The organism is Lelliottia nimipressuralis, from assembly GCF_041464075.1.
In the GTDB taxonomy this organism is placed as follows: Bacteria; Pseudomonadota; Gammaproteobacteria; order Enterobacterales; family Enterobacteriaceae; genus Enterobacter; species Enterobacter nimipressuralis.
Genome location: NZ_CP167172.1, coordinates 4624784 through 4648697 on the forward strand (window position 1 = coordinate 4624784; position 23914 = coordinate 4648697).

22 protein-coding genes are annotated in these 23914 nt (G+C 55.1%); 11 read left to right on the plus strand and 11 right to left on the minus strand.

Annotated features, from left to right (window positions below; genetic code table 11):
- Together ACB496_RS22145 and ACB496_RS22150 are read right to left on the minus strand one after the other, a co-directional pair.
- On the minus strand, window positions 1-996 hold the full coding sequence (locus ACB496_RS22145) for a LacI family DNA-binding transcriptional regulator (protein WP_102105693.1): 996 nt from the start codon (window positions 994-996) through the stop codon (window positions 1-3).
- A 20-nt stretch (window positions 997-1016) separates the two neighbouring features.
- Window positions 1017-1565 carry a helix-turn-helix domain-containing protein gene (locus ACB496_RS22150; RefSeq protein WP_100778343.1) on the minus strand — a complete coding sequence of 183 codons (549 nt, stop codon included), beginning with the start codon at window positions 1563-1565 and terminating at the stop codon, window positions 1017-1019.
- A gap of 102 nt (window positions 1566-1667) precedes the next feature.
- Here ACB496_RS22150 and ACB496_RS22155 point away from each other — a divergent pair, with 102 nt between their 5' ends.
- Both ACB496_RS22155 and ACB496_RS22160 read left to right on the plus strand, forming a co-directional pair.
- Window positions 1668-2327, plus strand: coding sequence for an AzlC family ABC transporter permease (locus ACB496_RS22155; protein ID WP_107702601.1), 660 nt, complete (start codon window positions 1668-1670; stop codon window positions 2325-2327).
- Entirely contained in the window at window positions 2327-2650 is a 324-nt protein-coding gene (locus tag ACB496_RS22160; RefSeq protein WP_100778341.1) for an AzlD domain-containing protein, read from the plus strand. Before ACB496_RS22155 ends, ACB496_RS22160 begins: the two co-directional genes overlap by 1 nt.
- Before the next feature lie 157 nt (window positions 2651-2807).
- Here ACB496_RS22160 and ACB496_RS22165 read toward each other — a convergent pair whose 3' ends face one another.
- Both ACB496_RS22165 and fdhD read right to left on the minus strand, forming a co-directional pair.
- The gene (locus ACB496_RS22165) at window positions 2808-3020 is read right to left on the minus strand and encodes a YdgH/BhsA/McbA-like domain containing protein (protein ID WP_100778340.1); all 213 of its coding nucleotides are present in this window, start codon (window positions 3018-3020) and stop codon (window positions 2808-2810) included.
- 112 nt (window positions 3021-3132) lie between these two features.
- Entirely contained in the window at window positions 3133-3969 is an 837-nt protein-coding gene (fdhD, locus tag ACB496_RS22170) for a formate dehydrogenase accessory sulfurtransferase FdhD (RefSeq protein ID WP_371973824.1), read from the minus strand.
- 502 nt (window positions 3970-4471) lie between these two features.
- On the opposite strand from fdhD, the gene fdnG reads away from it, so the two are divergent.
- The 5 genes from fdnG (at window position 4472) to ACB496_RS22195 (ending at window position 11088) form a co-directional block, all read left to right on the plus strand.
- Window positions 4472-7522: a formate dehydrogenase-N subunit alpha gene (gene fdnG / locus ACB496_RS22175; RefSeq protein ID WP_371973826.1), complete on the plus strand. Its 3051-nt coding sequence runs from the start codon at window positions 4472-4474 to the stop codon at window positions 7520-7522.
- Window positions 7523-7534: 12 nt separating this feature from the next.
- Complete coding sequence (gene fdxH, locus ACB496_RS22180; protein ID WP_100778337.1) at window positions 7535-8437, plus strand: formate dehydrogenase subunit beta; 903 nt, start codon at window positions 7535-7537, stop codon at window positions 8435-8437.
- Window positions 8434-9069 carry a formate dehydrogenase cytochrome b556 subunit gene (gene fdoI / locus ACB496_RS22185; RefSeq protein ID WP_100778336.1) on the plus strand — a complete coding sequence of 212 codons (636 nt, stop codon included), beginning with the start codon at window positions 8434-8436 and terminating at the stop codon, window positions 9067-9069. The genes fdxH and fdoI overlap by 4 nt, the downstream gene beginning before the upstream one ends.
- Window positions 9066-9995, plus strand: coding sequence for a formate dehydrogenase accessory protein FdhE (fdhE, locus tag ACB496_RS22190; RefSeq protein WP_194514135.1), 930 nt, complete (start codon window positions 9066-9068; stop codon window positions 9993-9995). Before fdoI ends, fdhE begins: the two co-directional genes overlap by 4 nt.
- Before the next feature lie 169 nt (window positions 9996-10164).
- On the plus strand, window positions 10165-11088 hold the full coding sequence (locus tag ACB496_RS22195; protein ID WP_371973829.1) for an alpha/beta hydrolase: 924 nt from the start codon (window positions 10165-10167) through the stop codon (window positions 11086-11088).
- 11 nt (window positions 11089-11099) lie between these two features.
- On the opposite strand, the gene fabY is transcribed toward ACB496_RS22195, so the two are convergent.
- The 5 genes from fabY to typA form a co-directional block, all read right to left on the minus strand.
- Entirely contained in the window at window positions 11100-12041 is a 942-nt protein-coding gene (fabY, locus tag ACB496_RS22200) for a fatty acid biosynthesis protein FabY (RefSeq protein WP_157809219.1), read from the minus strand.
- Window positions 12042-12085: 44 nt separating this feature from the next.
- On the minus strand, window positions 12086-12523 hold the full coding sequence (dtd, locus tag ACB496_RS22205) for a D-aminoacyl-tRNA deacylase (protein ID WP_107702597.1): 438 nt from the start codon (window positions 12521-12523) through the stop codon (window positions 12086-12088).
- Window positions 12520-13392, minus strand: a complete 873-nt coding sequence (locus ACB496_RS22210) for a virulence factor BrkB family protein (protein WP_100778331.1) — start codon at window positions 13390-13392, stop codon at window positions 12520-12522. Before ACB496_RS22210 ends, dtd begins: the two co-directional genes overlap by 4 nt.
- Window positions 13386-13985 carry a glucose-1-phosphatase gene (gene yihX, locus ACB496_RS22215; protein WP_371973832.1) on the minus strand — a complete coding sequence of 200 codons (600 nt, stop codon included), beginning with the start codon at window positions 13983-13985 and terminating at the stop codon, window positions 13386-13388. Before yihX ends, ACB496_RS22210 begins: the two co-directional genes overlap by 7 nt.
- Before the next feature lie 166 nt (window positions 13986-14151).
- Complete coding sequence (typA, locus tag ACB496_RS22220) at window positions 14152-15975, minus strand: ribosome-dependent GTPase TypA (protein WP_100778329.1); 1824 nt, start codon at window positions 15973-15975, stop codon at window positions 14152-14154.
- A gap of 389 nt (window positions 15976-16364) precedes the next feature.
- Between typA and glnA the strand changes: the two genes are divergently transcribed.
- The 3 genes from glnA to glnG all read left to right on the plus strand — a co-directional run bounded on the left by glnA (window position 16365) and on the right by glnG (window position 20444).
- Entirely contained in the window at window positions 16365-17774 is a 1410-nt protein-coding gene (gene glnA / locus ACB496_RS22225) for a glutamate--ammonia ligase (protein ID WP_095284040.1), read from the plus strand.
- Window positions 17775-17970: 196 nt separating this feature from the next.
- Entirely contained in the window at window positions 17971-19020 is a 1050-nt protein-coding gene (glnL, locus tag ACB496_RS22230) for a nitrogen regulation protein NR(II) (protein ID WP_129035603.1), read from the plus strand.
- A gap of 11 nt (window positions 19021-19031) precedes the next feature.
- Window positions 19032-20444 (plus strand): nitrogen regulation protein NR(I), encoded by a 1413-nt coding sequence (gene glnG, locus ACB496_RS22235; protein ID WP_102105701.1) that lies wholly within the window; start codon window positions 19032-19034, stop codon window positions 20442-20444.
- A 77-nt stretch (window positions 20445-20521) separates the two neighbouring features.
- Here the strand turns inward: glnG and hemN are convergent, their stop codons facing one another.
- Both hemN and yihI read right to left on the minus strand, forming a co-directional pair.
- Complete coding sequence (gene hemN, locus ACB496_RS22240) at window positions 20522-21895, minus strand: oxygen-independent coproporphyrinogen III oxidase (protein ID WP_371973835.1); 1374 nt, start codon at window positions 21893-21895, stop codon at window positions 20522-20524.
- Between the two features lie 188 nt (window positions 21896-22083).
- Window positions 22084-22599: a Der GTPase-activating protein YihI gene (gene yihI / locus ACB496_RS22245; RefSeq protein ID WP_371973837.1), complete on the minus strand. Its 516-nt coding sequence runs from the start codon at window positions 22597-22599 to the stop codon at window positions 22084-22086.
- Window positions 22600-23181: 582 nt separating this feature from the next.
- On the opposite strand from yihI, the gene yihA reads away from it, so the two are divergent.
- On the plus strand, window positions 23182-23808 hold the full coding sequence (gene yihA / locus ACB496_RS22250; protein ID WP_102105704.1) for a ribosome biogenesis GTP-binding protein YihA/YsxC: 627 nt from the start codon (window positions 23182-23184) through the stop codon (window positions 23806-23808).
- Window positions 23809-23914 lie beyond the last annotated feature (106 nt).

Below are 23914 nucleotides of genomic sequence, written 5' to 3' on the forward strand. Positions count from 1 at the left end.
TTAGGCCGTCTGGCCCGGTGAAAATTCAGGCTGCCAGAGCACCTGAAGACGGGAGAGATCATCGCCATTGATGAGCTGGCGCACCATGTCGGCGATCTGCTTACCCACGCCCTCGCGGGTGGACTGAATCACCGCTGCTACGTCGGCGTCGACAATGCTGTCCTGCGGCAGACCGTCATACACCACCAGCGAAACCGGGTCGCTACCGGTCAGCCGCCCCTGCTGCGCCAGCGCCATTGCCGCGCCGTCGCCGTGGGTGTTGCAGTCAGTCACAATCGCCGTCGGCGGGTTTGGCAGTGCAAGCAGCTCAAGCGTCGTGGTATAGCCTGCGCGGCGTGACGGCGGCATCGCGCGCAGCCATTCGCTGGATAATCCCGCTTCGCGCAGGGCGTCGAGATACCCGAGACGGCGCTGGGTGATAAACGCCTGATTATTACTTTCGCCCAGCAGGGCAATGCGCTGATGGCCCTTGTCGATCAGCCAGCGTGTGGCACGATAGGTCCCGGCATAGTTATCAAAATCAAACCATGCGTAAGGTTTTGGCAACTGGCTGCGGCCCAGGGCGAGGAACGGAAAACCGGCGTCCTGAAGCTGCGCAAGGCGTGGGTCCTGATCGAGGGTATGCGCGACAATCAGGGCATCCACACGGCGGCTTTGCACCATGCGCATGTAACTGTGTTTATCGGCGAGATCATCGTCGGCGATCAGCAGTAAATCAATCTCATGTCGCGCCAGTTCGTGGCTAATTTCGCCGACCATGTCCATAAAAACGCTGTTATTGAGCGGAACCGGATGCACGGGAAACACCAGCCCGACGGCGTCGATTTTGCCCATTTTCAGGCGGCGGGCAAAGGTGTTTGGCCGATAGCCACGGCGCTGCGCTTCGGCTTCCACCCGCGCACGGGTTTCGCGAGAAACGTCGTCATATCCGTTGAGGGCGCGGCTGACCGTCGTAACAGACAGCCCCAGTTCTTTGGCAATGGCTTTGAGCGACATGATTTTCCGTGTCCGAGAGGTTAGTTTTGTTCCGCCACTAAAAGCGCGTGGGTATCCGGTTCCAGCGCCTTGAAGATATGCGGTTGATCGGCGGGATAGCAAATGTAATCACCCTCGCCCAGCTCTTCCGGAGCGTCAGTCAGGCCGATCAGCGCCCGTCCCTGGGTGACGATAATGTGCTCTACGGAACCCGGCGGATGCGGCTGCGAAATGCGGTCTGCACCCGGCTGGGTCATCAGCAGATAGACATCGCGGCGTGCGCCCGGCGGGCAGGCGGCCAGTAAAATCGCCTGATAGTTCGCCTGCTCGGCAATCACTTTGGTCCCTTCACCCCGGCGGATCACCTGAGTGGTGGGCTGCTGCGGCTCTAACAGGCGCGCAAACGGGATCCCCAGCGCCACGCACAGCGACCAGAGCGTTTCCAGACTGGGATTGCCATTCCCGGATTCCAGCTGCGAAAGGGTGGATTTAGCAATCCCGGCGCGGCGTGCGATTTCTGCCAGCGACAGCCCGGTTCGCAGGCGCTCCCGCACCAGGCTTTTCGCGATCACGCTGATTGGCTGCGTCATAAAACGGCCTCTTGTTCTATAAATCGAACGAATCGTTCATCTTGAAAAACGACATTGATGCGTTCATTATAATGGATACTCGTTCGATATGGCTAAAAATGTATGAAGAACTCTCTCTCCTGTCTGAAAGGTGACACGGTCAAAGCGATCGTTCTGGTGTGTCTCGCCGTGGGCGTCGTCGGCATGTCCTACGGCTCGCTGGCGATGGCTTACGGCTTCCCGGTGTGGGTGCCGTTTGTGCTCTCTATTACCGTGCTCGCGGGCGCGTCGGAATTTATGTTTATCGGCATCGTGGCCAGCGGCGGTAATCCGCTTGCGGCGGCGGCGGCGGGTTTGCTGGTGAATGCGCGCCACGTTCCGTTCGGCGTTACGGTCCGCGAACTGGTGGGTAAGCGCGGCCTGAGCTTCCTCGGCTGCCACATCATGAACGACGAAAGCGTGGTGTTTGGTCTGTCACAAAAAACCCCCGAGCAGCGCAAAGCCGCCTACTGGCTGTGCGGGCTAGGCGTGGCGATCATCTGGCCGCTGGGGACACTGCTGGGGGCGATGGTCGGCAAGCTGCTGCCTGCGCCGGAAACCATCGGTCTCGACGCCGTATTCCCGGCGATTTTGCTGGCGTTAGTCGTCCCGGCCTTTAAAAACCGCACCACGCTGATCCGCGCCTGCAGCGGCGCAGCGCTTTCGCTGGCCGCAGTGCCATTCGCGCCGGTCGGTTTGCCGGTGCTGCTGTCGTTACTGGGTCTGGCGGCGAGGAAAAAATAATGGAAAACATGACCTTCTTTATTCTCGGCATTGCGATTTTATCGGCGGGAACCTATCTGATGCGCCTCGGTGGTGCAAAGCTTGGCAACCGCCTGGCGCTGTCCGAGCGCTCGCAAGCACTGCTGTCGGATGCGGCAACGGTGCTGCTCTTTTCCGTGGCGCTGGCAACCACCTTCTACGAAGGTGAACACTTTGCCGGCATGGCGCGAGTCTTAGGCGTGGCCTTTGCCGTGTTCCTGGCGTGGCGTAAAGTGCCGCTGATCGTCGTGATTATCTCTGCTGCAGTCGTGACGGCGTTGTTGCGTGTGGCCGGTTTGCATTGATGAAAGAGATTCGTTCTCATGGCGCGCGAGTCGACAAGACCGCGTCATTTTTAGCGTTCTGTTGAGCGGAAAAGATGGGCTACGAGGGGGATGGCGTTACTGCGGAGAGGGGAAAACCTGTCCCTGCCCGGATGAGCAGGGGACAGTGGCTATGCTCTTATTTGTTCAGTTCAGCGGTCATGTGAACACGGTTACCTGAGAAAGCCTGGGTGATGGTGTAAGAAGCAGCACCGGCCTGTTCTGCCTGAGCGGCAATTTTCGCTTCTGCGCCGTCAATGGTCGAGGCGGTTGCGGTTACGGTCTGAGCAGCGAAAGAACCGAAAGAAGCGGCAAGAGCGATAACTGCAACAAAAGTTTTGATGTTTTTCATGATGTAAATCCTTCAGTAAGTTGTTTAGATAAGGCGTTGTGCCTTGATGTGATAATAATAGGCCTCATCATCAACAACTAAAAGCGGAAGGATTTGCTAAAGTCTTTCAAATTTACTGATCAATAATTAAACGCTGAGGATGCGTATAAATGGTGACGCGTCCCGGTTTGCAGAACCCCACCAGCGTCAGGTTGCAGCGCTGTGCCACCTCCACCGCCAGGGTGGTCGCCGCCGAGACGGCAAACAGTATTTCGACACCACACATGGCCGCCTTTTGCACCATCTCATAGCTCGCCCGGCTCGATACCAGCGCCGCACCCTGCAGCCAGGTTTCGCTTTCTCCGGAACGACGTCCCAGCAGTTTATCCAGCGCGACGTGACGCCCAACATCCTCATGACCGCCTGCAATATTCCCCGACGGAAGAACCCATGCGGCCGCGTGCGTACAGCCGCTCAGTTGCCCTATCGGCTGGACGTCGTTGAGATTCTCCAGGGCGTGATCGAGATGTTTAAGATTGAAGGTCTGGGTAAACGGCAGCGGGACAATCGGCTTACCGATATCGTTCAGTTGCTCGACGCCGCATACACCGCAGCCTGTGCGCCCGGCCAGCGCGCGTCGGCGCTCTTTCAGGCCCATAAAACGACGGCTGGAGAGTTCGATTTGCACTTCCAGGCCGTTACAGACCTGAACGACATCCATGCCGAAGATCTCCTGCGGGTGTTCGATAATGCCTTCCGAAAGCGAAAAACCGATCGCGAACAGCTCAAGATCTTTGGGCGAGGCCATCATCACGACGTGGGAGATACCGTTGTAGACCAGGGCAACAGGCACTTCTTCCGCCAGAAAATCGGGGATTCCGTGGGTAATGTGAGGGGGTCTGTGTACCACTTGTTCCACCACGCCCGCAGGCAGTGGGAACGAATGGGTATCACGATTCTGTTTTGACACAACGGTATTCCTGAGCAACCACAAAGGTGAGCCTGCTATTGCATCATAAACCGCAGGCCGTGCGCATAGTATGGATCAACTTTTCGGCAGCCATACCCCACAAGTTTACCTACTCATTTGGGAGTGGCACAACAGACGCGCTGATACACGCCTTTAACAAGCCAGGGTCACAATGTGATCAATGTCACACTTTATAATCATCAGAGTGATAATACGTTCACTTTGTATTAACCGCACCGGAACAGGCTTACCGACATTGTGGTATTCTGAAATCATATCCCTCGTGGAATTGAGGGAATACATCAAATTTTAAGCGTTATGGTTGTTTTGCAATCATGCGCAAAAACAATAACCTCCCTAAATAGTTCGTGTTGCTGGAAGGCGGCAATTGAGCGAATCCCCAGACGCTTGCTCACGTAAGCGGCTGAGTAAGAGAACGCAGCCAACGCACCTGCAGCGCGAAATATGAAGAGGGAGCAATGTCGTAAACAAGGAGTGACCCATGCAGGTCAGCAGAAGGCAGTTCTTTAAGATCTGCGCTGGCGGTATGGCAGGCACGACGGCAGCGGCGCTGGGCTTTGCCCCTGGTGTAGCGCTGGCGGAAACGCGGCAGTACAAACTGCTGCGCACCCGTGAAACCCGTAATACCTGTACGTACTGCTCTGTCGGTTGTGGGCTGTTAATGTATAGCCTCGGCGACGGCGCGAAAAACGCTAAAGCATCCATCTTCCATATCGAAGGTGACCCGGATCATCCGGTCAACCGTGGTGCGCTGTGCCCGAAAGGGGCGGGTCTGGTGGACTTTATCCACTCCGAAAGCCGCCTCAAATTCCCGGAATATCGCGCTCCTGGCTCCGATAAATGGCAGCAAATCAGCTGGGAAACGGCATTTGACCGTATCGCCAAACTGATGAAAGAAGACCGTGATGCGAACTTTATCGCGCAGAATGCCGATGGCATCACCGTTAACCGCTGGCTCTCCACGGGCATGCTTTGTGCCTCCGCATCCAGCAATGAAACCGGGTATTTAACCCAGAAATTTACGCGCGCACTCGGTATGCTCGCGGTCGACAACCAGGCGCGTGTCTGACACGGACCAACGGTAGCAAGTCTTGCTCCAACATTTGGTCGCGGTGCGATGACCAACCACTGGGTCGACATCAAAAACGCTAACCTCATCATTGTGATGGGTGGGAACGCGGCAGAAGCGCATCCGGTGGGATTCCGCTGGGCGATGGAAGCCAAAATCCACAATGGCGCGAAACTGATTGTGATCGATCCCCGCTTTACGCGTACAGCGTCAGTGGCGGATTTCTACACCCCTATTCGCTCAGGTACTGACATTACTTTCCTGTCAGGCGTATTGCTGTACCTGATGACTAACGAAAAATATAACCGTGAATATACCGAGGCTTACACCAACGCCAGCCTGATCGTGCGTGAGGACTATAGCTTTGAAGACGGTCTGTTCAGCGGTTACGACGCCGAAAAACGCAAATACGACAAAACCAGCTGGAACTACGAGCTGGACGAAAACGGCTTTGCGAAACGCGATACCACCCTTACCCACCCGCGCTGCGTGTGGAACCTGCTGAAAACGCACGTTTCCCGCTATACGCCAGACGTGGTCGAAAACATCTGCGGCACGCCGAAAGCTGACTTCCTGAAAGTCTGCGAGTACATCGCCGAAACCAGTGCTCACGATAAAACCGCGTCGTTCCTTTACGCGCTGGGCTGGACGCAGCACTCCATCGGGGCGCAGAACATCCGCACCATGGCGATGGTTCAGCTGCTGCTCGGCAATATGGGGATGGCAGGCGGCGGCGTGAATGCCCTGCGCGGTCACTCCAACATTCAGGGGCTGACGGACCTTGGCCTGCTGTCGCAGAGCCTGCCGGGCTACATGACGCTGCCAAGCGAAAAACAGACCGACCTCCAGACCTATCTGACCGCCAACACGCCGAAACCGCTGCTGGAAGGCCAGGTGAACTACTGGGGTAACTACCCGAAATTCTTCGTCTCGATGATGAAAGCCTTCTACGGCGATAAAGCGACAGCAGAAAACAGCTGGGGCTTTGACTGGCTGCCGAAGTGGGACAAGGGTTACGACGTTCTGCAGTATTTCGACATGATGCACCAGGGCAAAGTGAACGGCTATCTGTGCCAGGGCTTTAACCCGGTCGCCTCGTTCCCGAACAAGAACAAGGTGGTGGAGTCGCTGTCGAAACTGAAATTCCTGGTAACGATTGATCCGCTCAATACCGAAACCTCGACCTTCTGGCAGAACCACGGTGAATCGAACGACGTCGATCCAGCGAAAATTCAGACGGAAGTGTTCCGCCTGCCATCCACCTGCTTCGCCGAAGAGAACGGTTCTATCGTTAACTCTGGTCGCTGGCTGCAGTGGCACTGGAAAGGTGCGGACGCCCCGGGCATCGCCATGAACGACGGCGAGATTCTGGCCGGTATCTTCCTGCGCATGCGCAAGATGTACGAAGCCGAAGGCGGCGCGACTCCAGAGCAGGTTCTGAACATGACCTGGAACTATTCAACGCCTGAAAACCCTGCCCCTGAAGAGGTGGCGATGGAGAGTAACGGTAAAGCGCTGGCGGATGTGGTTGATCCGGCCACCGGCACCGTACTGGCGAAGAAAGGCGATCAGCTGAGCACCTTTGCGCATCTGCGCGACGACGGCTCAACCGCCAGCGGCTGCTGGATTTTCGCCGGAAGCTGGACGCCGAAGGGCAATCAGATGGCGAACCGCGACAACGCCGATCCGTCAGGCCTCGGCAATACGCTGGGCTGGGCGTGGGCGTGGCCGCTGAACCGCCGCATTCTGTATAACCGCGCTTCCGCAGACCCGCAGGGTAAACCGTGGGATCCGAAACGCCAGCTCCTGAAGTGGGACGGCGCGAAATGGGGCGGCGTGGATATTCCGGACTACAGCGCCGCCGCACCGGGCAGCGATGTCGGGCCGTTTATCATGCAGCCAGAAGGCATGGGCCGCCTGTTTGCCATCGATAAAATGGCTGAGGGTCCCTTCCCGGAACACTACGAGCCGTTTGAAACGCCGCTGGGGACCAACCCGCTGCACCCGAACGTGATCTCAAACCCGGCCGCCCGTATCTTCAAAGGCGATTTTGAAGCGCTGGGTAAAAAAGATAAGTTCCCGTACGTCGGCACCACGTACCGTCTGACCGAGCACTTCCACTACTGGACCAAACACGCGCTGCTTAACGCTATCGCGCAGCCGGAACAGTTCGTGGAGATCGGTGAGAAGCTGGCGAACAAGCTCGGCATCGCGCACGGCGATACGGTGAAAGTCTCCTCTAACCGTGGCTACATCAAAGCCAAGGCGGTGGTGACCAAACGTATTCGCACGCTGAATGTTCATGGGCAACAGGTGGATACCATCGGCATCCCGATTCACTGGGGTTACGAGGGCGTGGCGAAGAAAGGCTTTATTGCCAACACCCTGACTCCGTTCGTCGGTGATGCGAACACGCAGACGCCGGAGTTCAAAGCCTTCCTGGTAAACGTGGAAAAGGTGTAACGGAGACGACTTATGGCTTATCAATCGCAAGACATCATTCGTCGTTCCGCGACTAACGGCTTCACGCCCGCGCCTCAGGCGCGGGACCACCAGCAGGAAGTGGCGAAGCTCATTGACGTCACCACCTGTATCGGCTGCAAAGCCTGTCAGGTGGCGTGTTCCGAGTGGAACGATATCCGTGACGAAGTGGGTCATAACGTCGGGGTGTACGACAACCCCGCCGATTTGACCGCCAAGTCATGGACGGTGATGCGTTTCTCGGAAGTGGAACAGGACGACAAACTGGAGTGGCTTATCCGCAAGGATGGCTGCATGCACTGCGCCGATCCGGGCTGCCTGAAGGCGTGTCCGTCCGAAGGGGCTATCATTCAGTATGCCAATGGCATCGTCGACTTCCAGTCAGAACAGTGCATCGGCTGCGGCTACTGCATTGCGGGCTGCCCGTTCAACGTGCCGCGACTGAACCCGGAAGACAACCGCGTCTATAAATGTACGCTGTGCGTCGACCGCGTGAATGTCGGCCAGGAGCCGGCCTGCGTGAAAACCTGTCCGACGGGGGCCATTCACTTTGGCTCCAAAGAGGATATGAAAACGCTGGCGGGTGAGCGCGTCGCCGAGCTGAAAACCCGTGGTTACGACAACGCCGGTCTGTACGATCCGGCGGGCGTTGGCGGTACACACGTCATGTATGTGCTGCACCATGCCGACAAGCCGAATCTGTATCACGGCCTGCCGGAGAACCCGGAAATCAGCGCGACCGTTAAGTTCTGGAAAGGCATCTGGAAACCGCTGGCCGCCGTTGGCTTCGCTGCAACCTTTGCCGCCAGCATCTTCCACTATGTCGGTGTCGGCCCGAACCGCGCTGAAGAGGAAGACGATAATCTGCATGAAGAGAAAGACGAGGTGCGCAAATGAAAAGACGTGACACCATCGTGCGCTACACAGCGCCGGAACGTATCAACCACTGGGTCACCGCCTTCTGCTTCATGCTGGCGGCGATAAGCGGGCTGGGATTTTTCTTCCCATCCTTCAACTGGCTGATGCAAATCATGGGCACACCGCAGCTGGCGCGTATTCTGCACCCGTTTGTCGGCGTGATTATGTTTGCCTCGTTTATCATCATGTTTTTCCGCTACTGGCACCATAACCTAATCAATCGGGATGATATCTTTTGGGCGAAGAATATTCGTAAGATCGTCGTCAACGAGGAAGTGGGTGATACCGGGCGTTATAACTTCGGCCAGAAATGCGTATTCTGGGCGGCGATTATCTTCCTGGTCCTGTTGCTGGTGAGCGGCGTGATTATCTGGCGTCCGTATTTTGCGCCCGCTTTCTCAATCCCGGTGATCCGATTTGCGCTGATGCTGCATTCATTTGCCGCAGTCGCGTTAATTGTGGTTATCATGGTGCATATCTACGCCGCCCTATGGGTGAAAGGCACTATTACCGCGATGGTGGAAGGATGGGTTACCAGTACGTGGGCGAAGAAACATCACCCGCGCTGGTACCGTGAGGTCCGCAAGACAACGGAAAAGAAAACTGAATGAGTATTCGCATAATCCCGCAAGATGAGCTGGGTTCGAGCGAGAAACGCACGGCGGAGTACATTCCGCCGTTGTTATTCCCCAGACTCAAGAACCTCTACAACCGCCGCGCAGAGCGTCTGCGCGAGCTGGCAGAGAACAATCCGCTCGGTGAATTTCTGCGCTTTGCCGCGCTGATCGCCCACGCGCAGGAAGTGGTGCTGTACGACCACCCGCTGCAAATGGACCTCACCGCGCGCATCAAAGAAGCCAACGAGCAGGGCAAACCGCCGCTGGATATTCACATTCTGCCGCGCGACAAGCACTGGCAAAAGCTGCTGCACTCGCTGATTGCCGAGCTGAAGCCTGAGATGAGCGGCCCTGCGCTGGCGGTGATCGAGAATCTGGAAAAAGCCTCCGATCTGGAGCTGGAAGAGATGGCGAGCGCGCTGTTTGCCTCCGATTTTTCCCTGGTCAGTAGCGATAAAGCGCCCTTTATCTGGGCTGCCCTGTCGCTCTACTGGGCGCAAATGGCGAGCCTGATTCCAGGTAAAGCGCGTGCAGAATACGGTGAAGCCCGTCAGTTCTGCCCGGTGTGTGGCTCGATGCCTGTGACCAGCATGGTGCAAATCGGCACCACGCAAGGCTTGCGTTATCTACACTGCAATCTGTGTGAAACCGAGTGGCACGTAGTGCGCATCAAATGCAGCAACTGCGAGCAGACCCGTGATTTGAACTACTGGTCGCTGGAAAACGAGAATGCGGCCGTTAAAGCCGAAAGCTGCGGTGACTGCGGGACCTACCTGAAAATTCTCTATCAGGAAAAAGACCCGAAAGTGGAAGCCGTCGCCGACGACCTCGCCACGCTGGTACTCGACGCGCGGATGGAGCAAGAGGGCTTCGCCCGCAGCTCAATCAACCCGTTCTTGTTCCCGGGTGAAGGGGAGTAGTTTTCTTTAACAGTGCCGGGCGACGCAAAGTTGCCCGGCCTGCAACTGCCTTCATGCTCCATTTTGCGAGCCGCGTTCGAGATTCCAACCCCCACCAAAATCCCCCGTTTTCTTTTGCAACAAACCAGGCTATAACGCTGTATATCCATACAGATAACCGGGAAGAATTATGGCACTGGAAAAAGGAATTGCTGAACTGGTTCAGGGGTTTATCGCGGCCGGGCGCCCCTCTGCACGAGAGCAGAATATTGATGACCGGCGCGCAGGGTATGTCGCGAGCACGGTGCTGGCAGGCGAAACGGAAACGCGCGTTCACGTCGAGTCTGTCGAAATTGAAGGGATGCAGTTTAGGGTTTATTCGCCGCTCAATGCCCCTGAGATTTTACCGACGGTTGTCTATTATCACGGCGGGTGCTTTATCAGCGGCGGCTTTGAGACTCATGATGGCCAGTTACGTCAGCTGGCTTACTACAGCCGCTGTCGGATCGTTGCCGTGCAGTATCGTCTGGCACCGGAACACACCTTCCCCGCCGCCCATGACGACGCTGAAAAAGCCGCTCGTCTGGTCTGGCACTATGCCGATCGGTTTGGCATCGATAAAAATCAAATTACCCTCGCCGGTGACAGCGCGGGAGGGTATCTGGCGCTGGTGACTGCGCTGCGACTCAAGGCGGCAAAAGAATGGCAGCCGGCACAGTTAATTCTGATCTATCCCATGCTCGACTCGACGGCGTATTTTGAAAGCTATATCCGCAACGGTGCGGACTATGTCATTACCCGCGATACGCTTCTCAGCGGCTATGAGCTATATCTTGCGGGAACCGACCGTCTTCATCCTGAAGCCAGTCCGCTATGGCGTGACGACCTTAACGGGCTGCCCCAGACGCATATCATCACCGCCGAGTTTGATCCGCTTTGTGATGAAGGCGAAGCACTCTTTCAGCGAATGACGGAACAGGGCGTCACCTGTACGTGTCAGCGCTGGTCGGGTGTCATACATGGTTTCTTTCAGTTAGGCGGAGTCAGCCAGTCTGCGCGAGACGTGATGCGGGATGTGGCCTGGCGAGTCAGCTCACCAGGCCGGGAAAAATAGCAGGAGTGAGGTTACTCCTCCTCGTTCCCGCCCTCTTCGTAAGGGCCAAACGGCTTCGCAGGCAGCACGAGATAGGTGCCTTCGAAAATGGCGCCTGGCGCTTCGTCGCCAAACAGCTCGACCTGCATCTGCACGCGGGCTTTACGGCCACGCGCCAGACGGTCCAGGTCACCGCTGAGGGAGCCTAAGTCCGCGACTGCGCTCGGTTTACCGCTGATAGGGCTGCTGTAGCGGATATGCGCATCGGCGAGAATAATGGTGCCGCCAAGGTGTCTTTCGCGCAGCATCAGCCAGATTAGCCCCCAGCCAGTCAAAGTGGCTAGCGAGAACAGGCTGCCTGCGAACAGGGTATGGTGCGGGTTCTGATTGCCGATTTCCGGCATGGTGGTGATGAATTTTTGCCCGGTGTATTGCTGGATGCGCACGCCCATCTTTTCGCTCAGCGGAATATGCTGATACCAGGCCTGCTGCAGCTGCCCGCACCAGTCGGCGCGGTGGAGAATATCATCAAGGGTGGCAATGGGTTTGATCATCAAAAAATGACGAATTGGGGTGGTTTGCGGCGCGGTGATTTCGCCTTCATTGACGAAACCCAGCTTGGAGAAAAACTCCACGGCGTCTTCGCGGGCGCTACAGGTGACGCGTTTAACACCCTCCTGACGGGCAACGGACTCAAGAGTCATCGCCATCAGGGTGCCAAGCCCTTTGTCCTGTACGGACGGATGCACAGCCATAAAACGGATTGAGGCTTCATTGTCGGCATTGATATACAAACGCCCGACGGCAACCAGGTTGCCCTCTTCGTCGACCACCATCTGATGATGCGCCATCGCATCCCAGGCGTCGCGCTCGGAGCCTTTCGGCTGATGTAACGGCTTACGCAGCATTTCCCAGCGAAAATGGTAGTAAACCTCTAATTCTTCTTCTGTTTGCGGTACTCGAAGGTGATACATAGCTGTACTCTCTCTTGTTACCCGCGGCCATGCCGCCAGCTGGCTCATACCTGGAGCCAGAATGTGACGGGGCCATCGTTCACCAGCGACACCTGCATATCTGCAGCGAATCGTCCGGTTTGCGTATTCATTTCCTGTTGACGACACCGTTCAACAAAGTATTCGTAAAGTGCTTCAGCACGGTCGGGCGCGGCACCTTTGGAGAAACCCGGACGCATGCCGCGTTCCGTGTCGGCGGCCAGGGTAAACTGAGACACCACCAGCACGCTACCCCCCGCCTGCTGAACGTTCAGGTTCATCTTCCCGTCGGCATCGCCGAAAATGCGATACCCGAGCACGCGCTCACACAGACGATTCGCTTTTTGTTCGTCGTCATCCTTTTCGACACCTAACAACACCAAAAGTCCTGGGCCAATTTCACCCGTCACCTCATCCTCCACGGTGACGCTGGCACGGGTTACGCGCTGAATCAATGCAATCATGGTTGGTCTGCTTCTTCTTGTTCTGCGGCTTGTTTGAGTTTGCGGTATTCACCGAGAGTGACAGTTATTTCGGCACCTAGCAAGACGATACACCAGGTCCAGTATACCCAGACAAACAAAATCGGGATCACCGCCAGCACGCCATAAATCAGCTGATACGACGGGAACATGGTGATGTAGAGCGCAAACCCTTTTTTGCCAAGCTCGAACAGGATTGCCGCCACCAGCGCCCCAACAATAGCGTCCCGGTTAGGCACCTGTGTGGTCGGCACCACGCTGTAAAGCAGCCAGAATGAAAGCCAGGAGAGGATCAGCGGGAAGATGCGTAACACGTTGTCGATGACGCTGTTTAAATCGCTCGCCCAGCGTAATGACAGAAGATAAGAGCTGATCGCCAGACTGGCCCCGGCCAGCAGCGGCCCCAGCGTCAGAATCATCCAGTAGACGGCAAACGAGTAAACTTTTGGCCGCACGCGCTTGCTGTGCCAGATGGTATTCAGTGCGCTATCAATGGCATACATCAGTAGCAGTGCGGTCACGATCAGCCCGCAGGCGCCCACGGCGGTCATCTTGCTGGAGTTGGCAACGAACTGCTCGATATACCCCTGAATCACGTCCCCGGTGGCGGGAATAAAGTTAGCAAACACAAAGTGACGCAGCTGCAGACTCACGTCGGCAAACATCGGAAACGCAGAGAACAACGCGAAAATCACCGCCACCAGCGGAACCAATGAGAGCAACGACACGTAAGCGAGATTGCCCGCCAGCGTGGTCATGTTGTCCTCATCAATCCTCTGCCAGAGCAGTTTGATCCACGCCCGAAACGGACGCGTATGGTGTGTGGCTTTTTGATGAACGGTTTTTAACATAACTGCTTCGCAAAGTAGTTCGGTATCGTCTCTTTCCCTGTGACCAGGATCGACGTGATACCCAACTGGTTAGCTCCCTCTATATTATCGGCGTTATCGTCAAAAAAGACCGTATCGGCGGCAGAGAATCCTTCTGCCTGCAAGACGGCCTGATAAATTCGCGCCTCAGGTTTGCGCATGCCCATCTCCTGAGACAGGTAAATTTTATCTGCAGCGTGCTGGATTTGCGGATACTCGCCAGGCCAGAACGTGGTGTGCAGACGGTTGGTATTGGACAGCACGACCACGCGATGCCCCTGCTCACGAAGCTTGTTCATGGTGTCGATGATCTCCGGGCGAAGTGCCACAAATACCGCCTGCCAGCCGTGAGCGAACTGCTCGTAGCTCAAGGGCAGATCCATCTCGTGACACATGGCTTCAGCGAAGGCTTCATCGCTGATTTCCCCCCGCTCATGCTGGTGAAACGCCTCTCCCATGGTGAAATTCTGTTTCAGGGTCGCCAGCGGCACACGGCTAAAATCGCTCCATGCACCCAGCACTCGATTAAAATCGATATCGACGATGACATTTCCTAAGTCAAAGATATAAAGCATGTTTATCTCCTTCGCGCCGTGGAGAAATAACTGTAGCGGGAAAGATAAGCTTTGGCTATGCGTCAGATTCAGCTTAGCGCATGAGAGCGTTAGGGAATTCACTCCAATAAAAAAGCCGCTGATATTCAGCGGCTTTTCGCACGACGTACCTCAGAGAGGAGTCGTATTAGTCTTTGCTGCCACGGCCCGCACGTTTACGGTCGTTCTCAGTCAGGTGACGTTTACGGATACGTACGGAGGTAGGAGTAACTTCTACCAGTTCGTCGTCATCGATAAATTCCAGAGCCTGCTCAAGAGACATTTTCTGTGCTGGAACCAGCGTGGTGGCTTCGTCAGTACCGGAAGCACGCATGTTGGTCAGTTTCTTACCGGTCAGGCAGTTTACAGTCAGGTCGTTAGAACGACTGTGAATACCGATGATCTGGCCTTCGTAAACTTCTGCACCGTGACCCAGGAACAGCTTACCGCGGTCCTGCAGGCTGAACAGTGCGAACGCAACTGCTTTACCCTGGCCGTTAGAGATCAGCACGCCGTTCTGGCGCTGGCCGATTTCACCCGGTTTAACGTCATCGTAGTGGCTGAAGGTGGAGTACAGCAGACCGGTACCGGAGGTCATGGTCATGAACTCGGTACGGAAGCCGATCAGGCCACGTGCCGGGATCAGGTAATCCAGACGAATACGGCCTTTGCCGTCAGGGATCATGTCTTTGACATCGCCCTTACGCTCGCCCATTGCCTGCATCACAGAACCCTGGTGCTGTTCTTCGATATCCAGCGTCACGTTCTCGAACGGCTCTTGCATACGGCCATCGATCATACGGTTGATAACTTTCGGACGGGACACAGCCAGTTCGAAGCCTTCACGACGCATGTTTTCGATAAGAACGGACAGGTGCAGCTCACCACGACCGGATACACGGAACGCGTCCGCATCTTCGGTTTCTTCAACGCGCAGCGCAACGTTGTGCACCAGCTCTTTGTTCAGGCGGTCAAGGATCTGACGAGAGGTAACGTATTTACCTTCTTTGCCACAGAACGGAGAGGTGTTGACGTTGAAGAACATGGTTACAGTCGGTTCATCAACAGACAGTGCTGGCAGTGCTTCAACGTTTTGCGGATCGCAAAGGGTGTCGGAGATGTTCAGCTCGCCCAGACCGGTGATCGCGATGATGTCGCCAGCTTCAGCTTCGGTGGATTCAATACGCTCCAGACCGAGGTGAGTCAGAACTTTGCCGACTTTACCGTTGCGGGTTTTACCTTCGCTGTCGATGACAGTGACTTGCTGGTTAGGCTTCACTTTACCGCGCTTGATGCGACCGATGCCGATTACGCCAACGTAGTTGTTGTAATCCAACTGGGAGATCTGCATCTGGAACGGACCATCGAGGTCAACGCTTGGTGCTTTAACGTGGTCAACAATCGCCTGGTACAGCGGGGTCATGTCTTCCGCCATATCAGTGTGGTCGTTGCCCGCGATACCCATCAGTGCTGATGCATAGATGATTGGGAAATCAAGTTGCTCGTCGCTTGCGTCGAGGTTAACGAACAGGTCAAACACCTGATCCACAACCCAGTCAGGACGCGCGCCAGGACGGTCAACTTTGTTGATAACCACGATTGGCTTCAAACCATGGGCGAATGCCTTTTTGGTTACAAAGCGCGTCTGCGGCATTGGGCCATCCATTGCGTCAACGACCAGCAGAACGGAGTCTACCATGGACATTACACGTTCAACTTCACCACCGAAGTCGGCGTGGCCTGGGGTATCAACGATGTTGATACGGTAGTCATTCCATTTGATAGCGGTGTTTTTAGCGAGGATGGTAATCCCACGCTCTTTCTCCAAATCGTTGGAGTCCATCACGCGTTCGGTGGCTTCAGCACGTTCATTACTGAAGGTACCGGATTGCTGCAGCAGCTTGTCAACCAGGGTAGTTTTACCATGGTCAACGTGCGCGATGATGGCGATATTACGCAGATTTTCGATCACAACTTTGCCTCAGGCATTTAGAAATAGCGCGTTATTGTACACGGATTAATCGCAGGACTAAACAGGATCACAAACATCCTCCGCAAACAAGTATCGCAGAGTTGCTTTGTGATCGCTTTCACGCAGCGTAAAAAGTGCACTTTAACGGAAATTGCACCAATATGGTGCTCAATGTTCACACTGAAGCACTATACTGGTGCAAGATGACTATCGTGGTGCAGCTCATTTGCACTATGACGTGCATGATAACGCCTTTTTGGGGTGATTTAAAAGTTGGCACAGATTTCGCTTTATAAAAATACGGCAAAAACATGGCGACCACGCCAGCCTTACACAGAATTGAAGACCTCGTTACCACGACGACAATGACCAATCCGGGAGAGTTACGTATGTCCGCTGAACACGTTTTGACGATGCTGAACGAACACGAAGTGAAGTTTGTTGATCTGCGCTTCACTGATACCAAAGGTAAAGAACAGCACGTCACAATTCCTGCTCACCAGGTAAATGCCGAATTCTTTGAAGAAGGCAAAATGTTTGACGGCTCCTCAATCGGCGGCTGGAAAGGTATCAACGAATCCGACATGGTTCTGATGCCAGACGCAACCACTGCGCTCATTGACCCGTTCTACGAAGAGTCTACCCTGATTATTCGCTGCGACATCCTCGAGCCAGGCACGCTGCAGGGCTACGACCGCGACCCACGCTCCATCGCTAAACGCGCGGAAGAGTACCTGCGTTCTACCGGTATCGCGGACACCGTGCTGTTCGGGCCAGAACCAGAATTCTTCCTGTTTGACGATATTCGCTTTGGTGCGTCTATCTCCGGTTCTCACGTAGCTATCGACGATATCGAAGGCGCATGGAACTCCTCCACCAAATACGAAGGTGGTAACAAAGGTCACCGTCCAGGCGTGAAAGGCGGTTACTTCCCGGTTCCTCCGGTCGACTCTTCTCAGGACATCCGTTCTACCATGTGTCTGATCATGGAAGAGATGGGCCTGGTTGTTGAAGCGCATCACCACGAAGTGGCGACTGCGGGTCAGAACGAAATCGCAACCCGCTTTAACACCATGACCAAAAAAGCGGATGAGATTCAGATCTACAAATATGTGGTTCACAACGTTGCACACCGCTTTGGTAAAACTGCGACCTTTATGCCAAAACCTATGTTCGGCGATAACGGTTCCGGTATGCACTGCCACATGTCTCTCTCCAAGAACGGGACTAACCTGTTCTCTGGTGACAAATATGCGGGTCTGTCCGAGCAGGCGCTGTTCTACATCGGTGGTGTCATCAAGCACGCTAAAGCGATCAACGCCCTGGCGAACCCAACCACCAACTCCTACAAGCGTCTGGTCCCAGGCTACGAAGCTCCAGTAATGCTGGCTTACTCTGCCCGTAACCGTTCTGCTTCTATCCGTATTCCAGTGGTTGCGTCTCCAAAAGCGCGTCGTATCGAAGTGCGCTTCCCGGACCCAGCGGCTAACCCATACCTGTGCTTCGCAGCGCTGCTGATGGCTGGTCTTGATGGTATCAAGAACAAGATCCACCCAGGCGAAGCGATGGACAAAAACCTGTACGACCTGCCTCCAGAAGAAGCAAAAGAGATCCCACAGGTTGCCGGTTCTCTGGAAGAAGCACTGAACGCGCTGGACGCTGACCGTGAGTTCCTGACTGCTGGCGGTGTGTTCACTGACGACGCTATCGATGCTTACATCGCACTGCGTATTGAAGAGAACGACCGCGTTCGCATGACGCCACACCCGGTTGAGTTCGAACTGTACTACAGCGTTTAATTTTCATCTGATTCACCGTCTTTCTTGTCGCTACGGTGGCAAGAAAGACGCAGAAGATTTTTTTGTTGCCGTGGAAACTTTTAGCCCATCTTCGGATGGGCTTTTTTCTCCACCAACAACCTGATCTCACGCGCTTTTTACCACTAAAACGCTATACTGCACTAAATTAGTGCACCCAACTCCAGGAGACTGCTTAATGGCAACTGGCACGCTGCCCGATGCTGGGCAGATCCTCAATTCTTTAATCAACAGTATCTTACTGGTCGACGACGAGCTGGCGGTCCATTACGCCAATCCTGCGGCGCAGCAGCTGCTCGCCCAAAGCTCGCGTAAATTATTTGGTACCCCACTCCCGGAACTGTTGAGCTATTTTTCGCTGAATATTGCGTTGATGCAGGAAAGTTTATCGGCAGGCCAGGGCTTTACCGATAACGAAGTGACCCTGGTGATCGACGGGCGCTCGCACATTCTCTCCCTCACGGCGCAACGTCTGCCGGAAGGATTAATTCTGCTGGAAATGGCGCCGATGGATAATCTGCGCCGTTTGAGCCAGGAGCAGCTCCAGCACGCACAGCAAATCGCTGCGCGCGATCTGGTGCGGGGGCTTGCCCATGAGATTAAAAACCCGCTGGGAGGCCTCCGAGGCGCTGCACAGCTGTTAACCAAAGCACTGCCGGACCCGGCGCTGGCCGAATACACCAACGTCATCATTGAACAGGCCGATCGCCTGCGCAATCTGGTGGACCGTCTGCTTGGGCCGCAGCAGCCAGGCATGCACGTTACCGAGAGCATCCACAAAGTGGCTGAGCGGGTGGTGAAGCTGGTGTCGATGGAGTTGCCTGCCAACGTTACGCTGGTGCGCGATTACGATCCGAGTCTGCCGGAATTGCCGCACGATCCCGACCAGATTGAACAGGTTCTGCTGAATGTTGTGCGTAACGCGCTGCAAGCCTTAGGTGCGGATGGCGGGCAAATCATTCTGCGTACGCGTACCGCGTTCCAGCTGACGCTGCATGGCGTGCGCTATCGCCTCGCCGCCCGAATCGACGTAGAAGACAACGGGCCAGGAATTCCGCCGCATCTGCAGGACACGCTTTTCTACCCGATGGTGAGCGGCCGCGAGGGCGGAACCGGGCTGGGATTGTCCATCGCCCGTAATTTGATTGACCAACACTCCGGCAAAATTGAATTTACCAGTTGGCCGGGTCATACCGAGTTTTCGGTTTACCTGCCAATAAAAAAATAAAGGTGACGACGATGCAACGAGGGATAGTCTGGGTAGTCGATGATGATAGCTCCATCCGCTGGGTGCTTGAACGCGCGCTTACCGGAGCAGGATTAAACTGCACCACCTTTGAAAGCGGTAGCGAAGTGCTTGATGCGCTCATCACTAAAACCCCGGACGTGCTGCTTTCGGATATCCGGATGCCGGGGATGGACGGGCTTGCGTTGCTAAAGCAGATTAAGCAACGTCATCCGATGCTTCCGGTCATCATAATGACTGCTCACTCCGATCTGGATGCCGCCGTTAGCGCCTACCAGCAGGGCGCATTTGATTACCTGCCAAAACCCTTTGATATCGATGAAGCCGTCGCCCTGGTAGAGCGTGCAATCAGCCACTATCAGGAGCAACAGCAGCCGCGAAACGCGCCGGTGTTTGGCCCGACGACCGATATCATTGGCGAAGCGCCCGCGATGCAGGATGTGTTTCGTATCATTGGCCGCCTGTCGCGTTCATCCATCAGTGTGCTGATTAACGGCGAATCCGGGACCGGTAAAGAGCTGGTTGCGCACGCCCTGCATCGCCACAGCCCGCGCGCGAAGGCCCCGTTTATCGCCCTGAATATGGCCGCCATTCCGAAGGATTTGATCGAGTCGGAACTGTTTGGCCATGAGAAAGGCGCGTTTACCGGCGCAAATACCATTCGTCAGGGCCGCTTTGAACAGGCAGACGGCGGAACGCTTTTCCTCGATGAAATCGGCGATATGCCGCTGGACGTGCAAACACGTCTGCTGCGCGTGCTGGCCGATGGGCAGTTTTACCGCGTCGGCGGCTACGCCCCCGTTAAAGTCGACGTGCGCATTATCGCCGCCACGCACCAGAACCTTGAACAGCGCGTGCAGGAAGGCAAATTCCGTGAAGACTTGTTTCACCGTCTGAACGTGATTCGCGTCCATCTCCCGCCGCTACGCGAACGCCGGGAAGATATTCCGCGTCTGGCGCGCCATTTCCTGCAGGTGGCGGCTCGCGAACTGGGCGTGGAAGCCAAACTGCTGCACCCGGAAACCGATGCCGCATTGACGCGACTGGCGTGGCCGGGCAACGTGCGTCAGCTGGAAAACACCTGCCGCTGGCTCACCGTTATGGCTGCCGGGCAGGAAGTGCTGATCCAGGATTTACCGGGTGAACTGTTTGAATCTACCGCGCCCGAAAGCAGCACCGGACAGTCGTTACCTGACAGCTGGGCGACGCTGCTGGCGCAATGGGCGGATCGCGCACTGCGTTCCGGTCATCAAAATCTGCTTTCCGAAGCGCAGCCTGAAATGGAGCGTACGTTACTGACAACCGCGCTTCGCCATACTCAGGGGCATAAACAGGAAGCGGCACGGCTGCTGGGTTGGGGGCGAAATACCCTGACGCGGAAGCTGAAAGAGCTGGGAATGGAATAGCACTTATACGCCTGTTGGCGCAGCGCTGATCAGAACTACGCCTGGTAGTCCCGGTCAGCGCTGCACCACAGAAGGTTTTAGATCACGCGTGAAAATTGCTGCAAGCGGGCTTTCTGGCGCAGGTAGGCGTCAAAGCACATGCAGATATTACGGATCAACAAGCGCCCTTTTGGCGTCACCTGAATCGCTTTATCGCTCACATCCACCAGCCCATCCTTCGCCAGCGGCGCGAGCAGCTTCAGATCTTCAGCAAAGTAGTCGGCAAAGTCGAGTTCCCACTGGGATTCGATGTCGGCAAAATCGAGGCGGAAGTTGCAGATTAACGCCTTAATCACATCCCGACGGATGCAGTCATCGCGCGTAAGCGCAATGCCGCGCCACAGAGCGTTTCCGCTTTCATCCACCTGCTGATAATACTGTTTCAATTCTTTCTGATTCTGCGCATAGCAGTCGCCAATCATGCTGATCGCCGAGACTCCCATCCCCAGTAAATCGGTGTCGCCCTGGGTGGTGTAGCCCTGGAAATTACGGTGCAGCACACCTTCGCGCTGGGCAATGGCCAGCTCGTCATCAGGACGGGCGAAGTGGTCCATGCCGATAAACTGGTAGCCGGTTTCCGTCAGGGACGTAATGGTTTCCTGCAGGATATCCAGCTTCTGCTGAGCAGAGGGCAAATCGGCATCTTTTATTTTGCGCTGGGCGGCAAAAAGCGTCGGCAGGTGCGCATAGTTAAAGACGCTCAGACGATCGGGATTCAGCTCTGCCACGCGTTTCAGAGTGAAGGCGAAGCTTTCCAGCGTCTGTTTCGGCAGGCCGTAGATCAGGTCGATGTTGGTCGAGGTAAAACCGATTTCGCGCGCGTGGTTCAGCAGCGCAAAAATAAATTCCTCATCCTGCTCGCGATTGACCAGGCGCTGAACCTCTTTGTTAAAGTCCTGCACGCCCATGCTCAGGCGATTAAAGCCCTCGGCTCGCAGGTGATCGAGCACATCCAGCTCGATTTCACGCGGATCGACTTCAATAGAGATTTCAGCATCGGCCTCAAAACGGAAGTTGGCCCGCAGAAGATCCATCAGACGGCTGATTTGCGCTTTATTGAGATAGGTTGGCGTACCGCCGCCCCAGTGGAGCTGGCTTACGTTTCGCCCAGCAAACAGCGGCGCACGGTGCAGGATTTCCTGCTCGAGGGCGTCCAGATACTGATCGGCTTTGTGCTGCTGGCGGGTGACGATTTTATTGCACCCGCAGAAATAGCAGAGCTTGTGGCAGAAAGGAATGTGAACATAGAGCGACAGCGGGCGTTCAGGATATCGCGCAACTGCCTGCAAAAAATCGGCCTCGCCGAAGGTTTCAGCAAACTCCAGCGCGGTCGGGTATGAGGTATAACGCGGCCCGGAATAGTTATATTTCTGGATCAGGGCCAGATCCCAGTCGATGTTTGGTACAGACATGCTCACTCCTTCCGTTGGTGTCGCGTTAGTATACGGCGGCCCGTTTTGACCCCATTGCGGGTCAATATTCGGGTGCGCAGCCACCTCTGTCGCCGCGACAACCGCCGTAGTTTAACGAATAACCACACCAGATAACATATAACCGGAAGGGTTATAAGAAGGACTATAGAGCCCGCTGGGTGCAAATGTTAGTTTCCACCTTTCAGCAGACGCATCATGTCGTCCTGCTTTTCTTCTTCTTCGTCTTCTTCATCGTCGTAAGAGAGACCGAGCTGCTGCATCAGTTCATCGATACGATCCAGTTTGGCATCGACCCATTTCTGCTCTTCAGCGTTCAGGGCTTCACCGCCCTCAAGACGTTCCAGCAGCGCGTCCAGGCGCTCATCGTTCTCCAGCATATCCAGCTCAGCCTGCGGTGAAAGCATAGGTTTCTCGCTCTTTTTAGGTTTTTGCTGCTTGATAACCGGGGCGTCCGTCACGCCCAGGGGAATTGGCGTTTTGCTCCCGATGCGCGGATCTTTCTGTTTGGATTGTTGCACAGCGGAACCTGAAGCACTGCTGCCGTTCGCACGGCTACCCGAAGCATGACCACTATGCTTTTTCGCACGTTTGCGATCGCGAGCTTCCTGATTCAGTTCTTCACGGGTTTTGCGGTGCGCTTTTGCCGGGCGTTTAGCGCCCGCTGTGGATGTCGGTTTTTTCATGATGCCTTGTCTTTAAGCCATTTTCTTCAGTATAGAATTGCGGCGAAATCTAGCAGAAAGCAAGCAAAGAAAAAAGGCGACAGAGCAATCTGTCGCCTTTTTTCCTGACTCTCAACCCTTAACGGGTTATTCAATCCCTGTTTGCTAACAACTCACCCTGTTTATCCCTTAGCGAATATCATCCTTAATAGGGTCCATTTCCTTTTTTGAACGCCTCCTGGCGCTAACCATCCTGGTCGTCTTCCTGAGTCTTCGCCTCCTGGCGCTCCTGACCCTTATCCCTAAGTCGTTATCCTGTTGGCATCCTCGCCTTGGGTGCTACTTTACCTTTTTCAGTACTTCTGACAAGCCACCAAAATGGCCAAAATGGTATTTTCAGATAATTCCAAATCCTCAACATTATGATTTTAAATGATATGTTATTTTTACCGCATGAGGATTCTCTTAAATGTCCCATAGAGATTATGGGCAATGTCTCACAAACCTAATGGGTTTAATCTACATCCCGGAAGCGAAGTGAAAAGCCTTTTGCCTGCATTCAGGTATACTCCCCTTCAGATTAAGATTTTTGGAGACGACCACGTGACTACCTGGAACTACCAACAGACGCATTTTGTCACCAGTGCGCCTGATATTCGCCACTTACCGCCTGATACAGGTATCGAAGTGGCATTTGCTGGCCGCTCCAACGCGGGAAAATCCAGCGCCCTGAATACACTGACGAACCAGAAAAGCCTGGCGCGTACCTCTAAAACCCCAGGTCGTACCCAGCTGATTAACCTGTTTGAAGTCGCTGATGGTAAGCGCCTGGTGGATTTACCCGGTTACGGCTACGCAGAAGTGCCGGAAGAGATCAAAATCAAATGGCAGCGCGCGCTGGGTGAATACCTGGAAAAACGCCAGTGCCTGAAAGGGCTGGTTGTGCTGATGGATATCCGCCATCCGCTTAAAGATCTCGATCAGCAGATGATCCACTGGGGCGTCGCCAGCGAAATCCCTGTTCTGGTGCTGCTGACCAAAGCCGATAAACTGGCGAGCGGTGCGCGTAAAGCACAGTTAAAACTGGTGCGCGAAGCCGCGGTAGAATTTGGCGGTGACGTGCAAATTGAGACGTTTTCATCGCTGAAAAAGCAGGGTGTGGACGTTTTACGTCATAAGCTTGATAGCTGGTTTAACGATCTGGAACCCGCGACAGAAGCGGAAGAGTGATAAAAAGCGCGGCGATGTCCGCGTTTTTTTTGTCCAAATATTTTCTTTGCCGCAATAAAAAACGCCCCAGTCATTACTGACTGGGGCGGCTAAAATATTCAGCCAA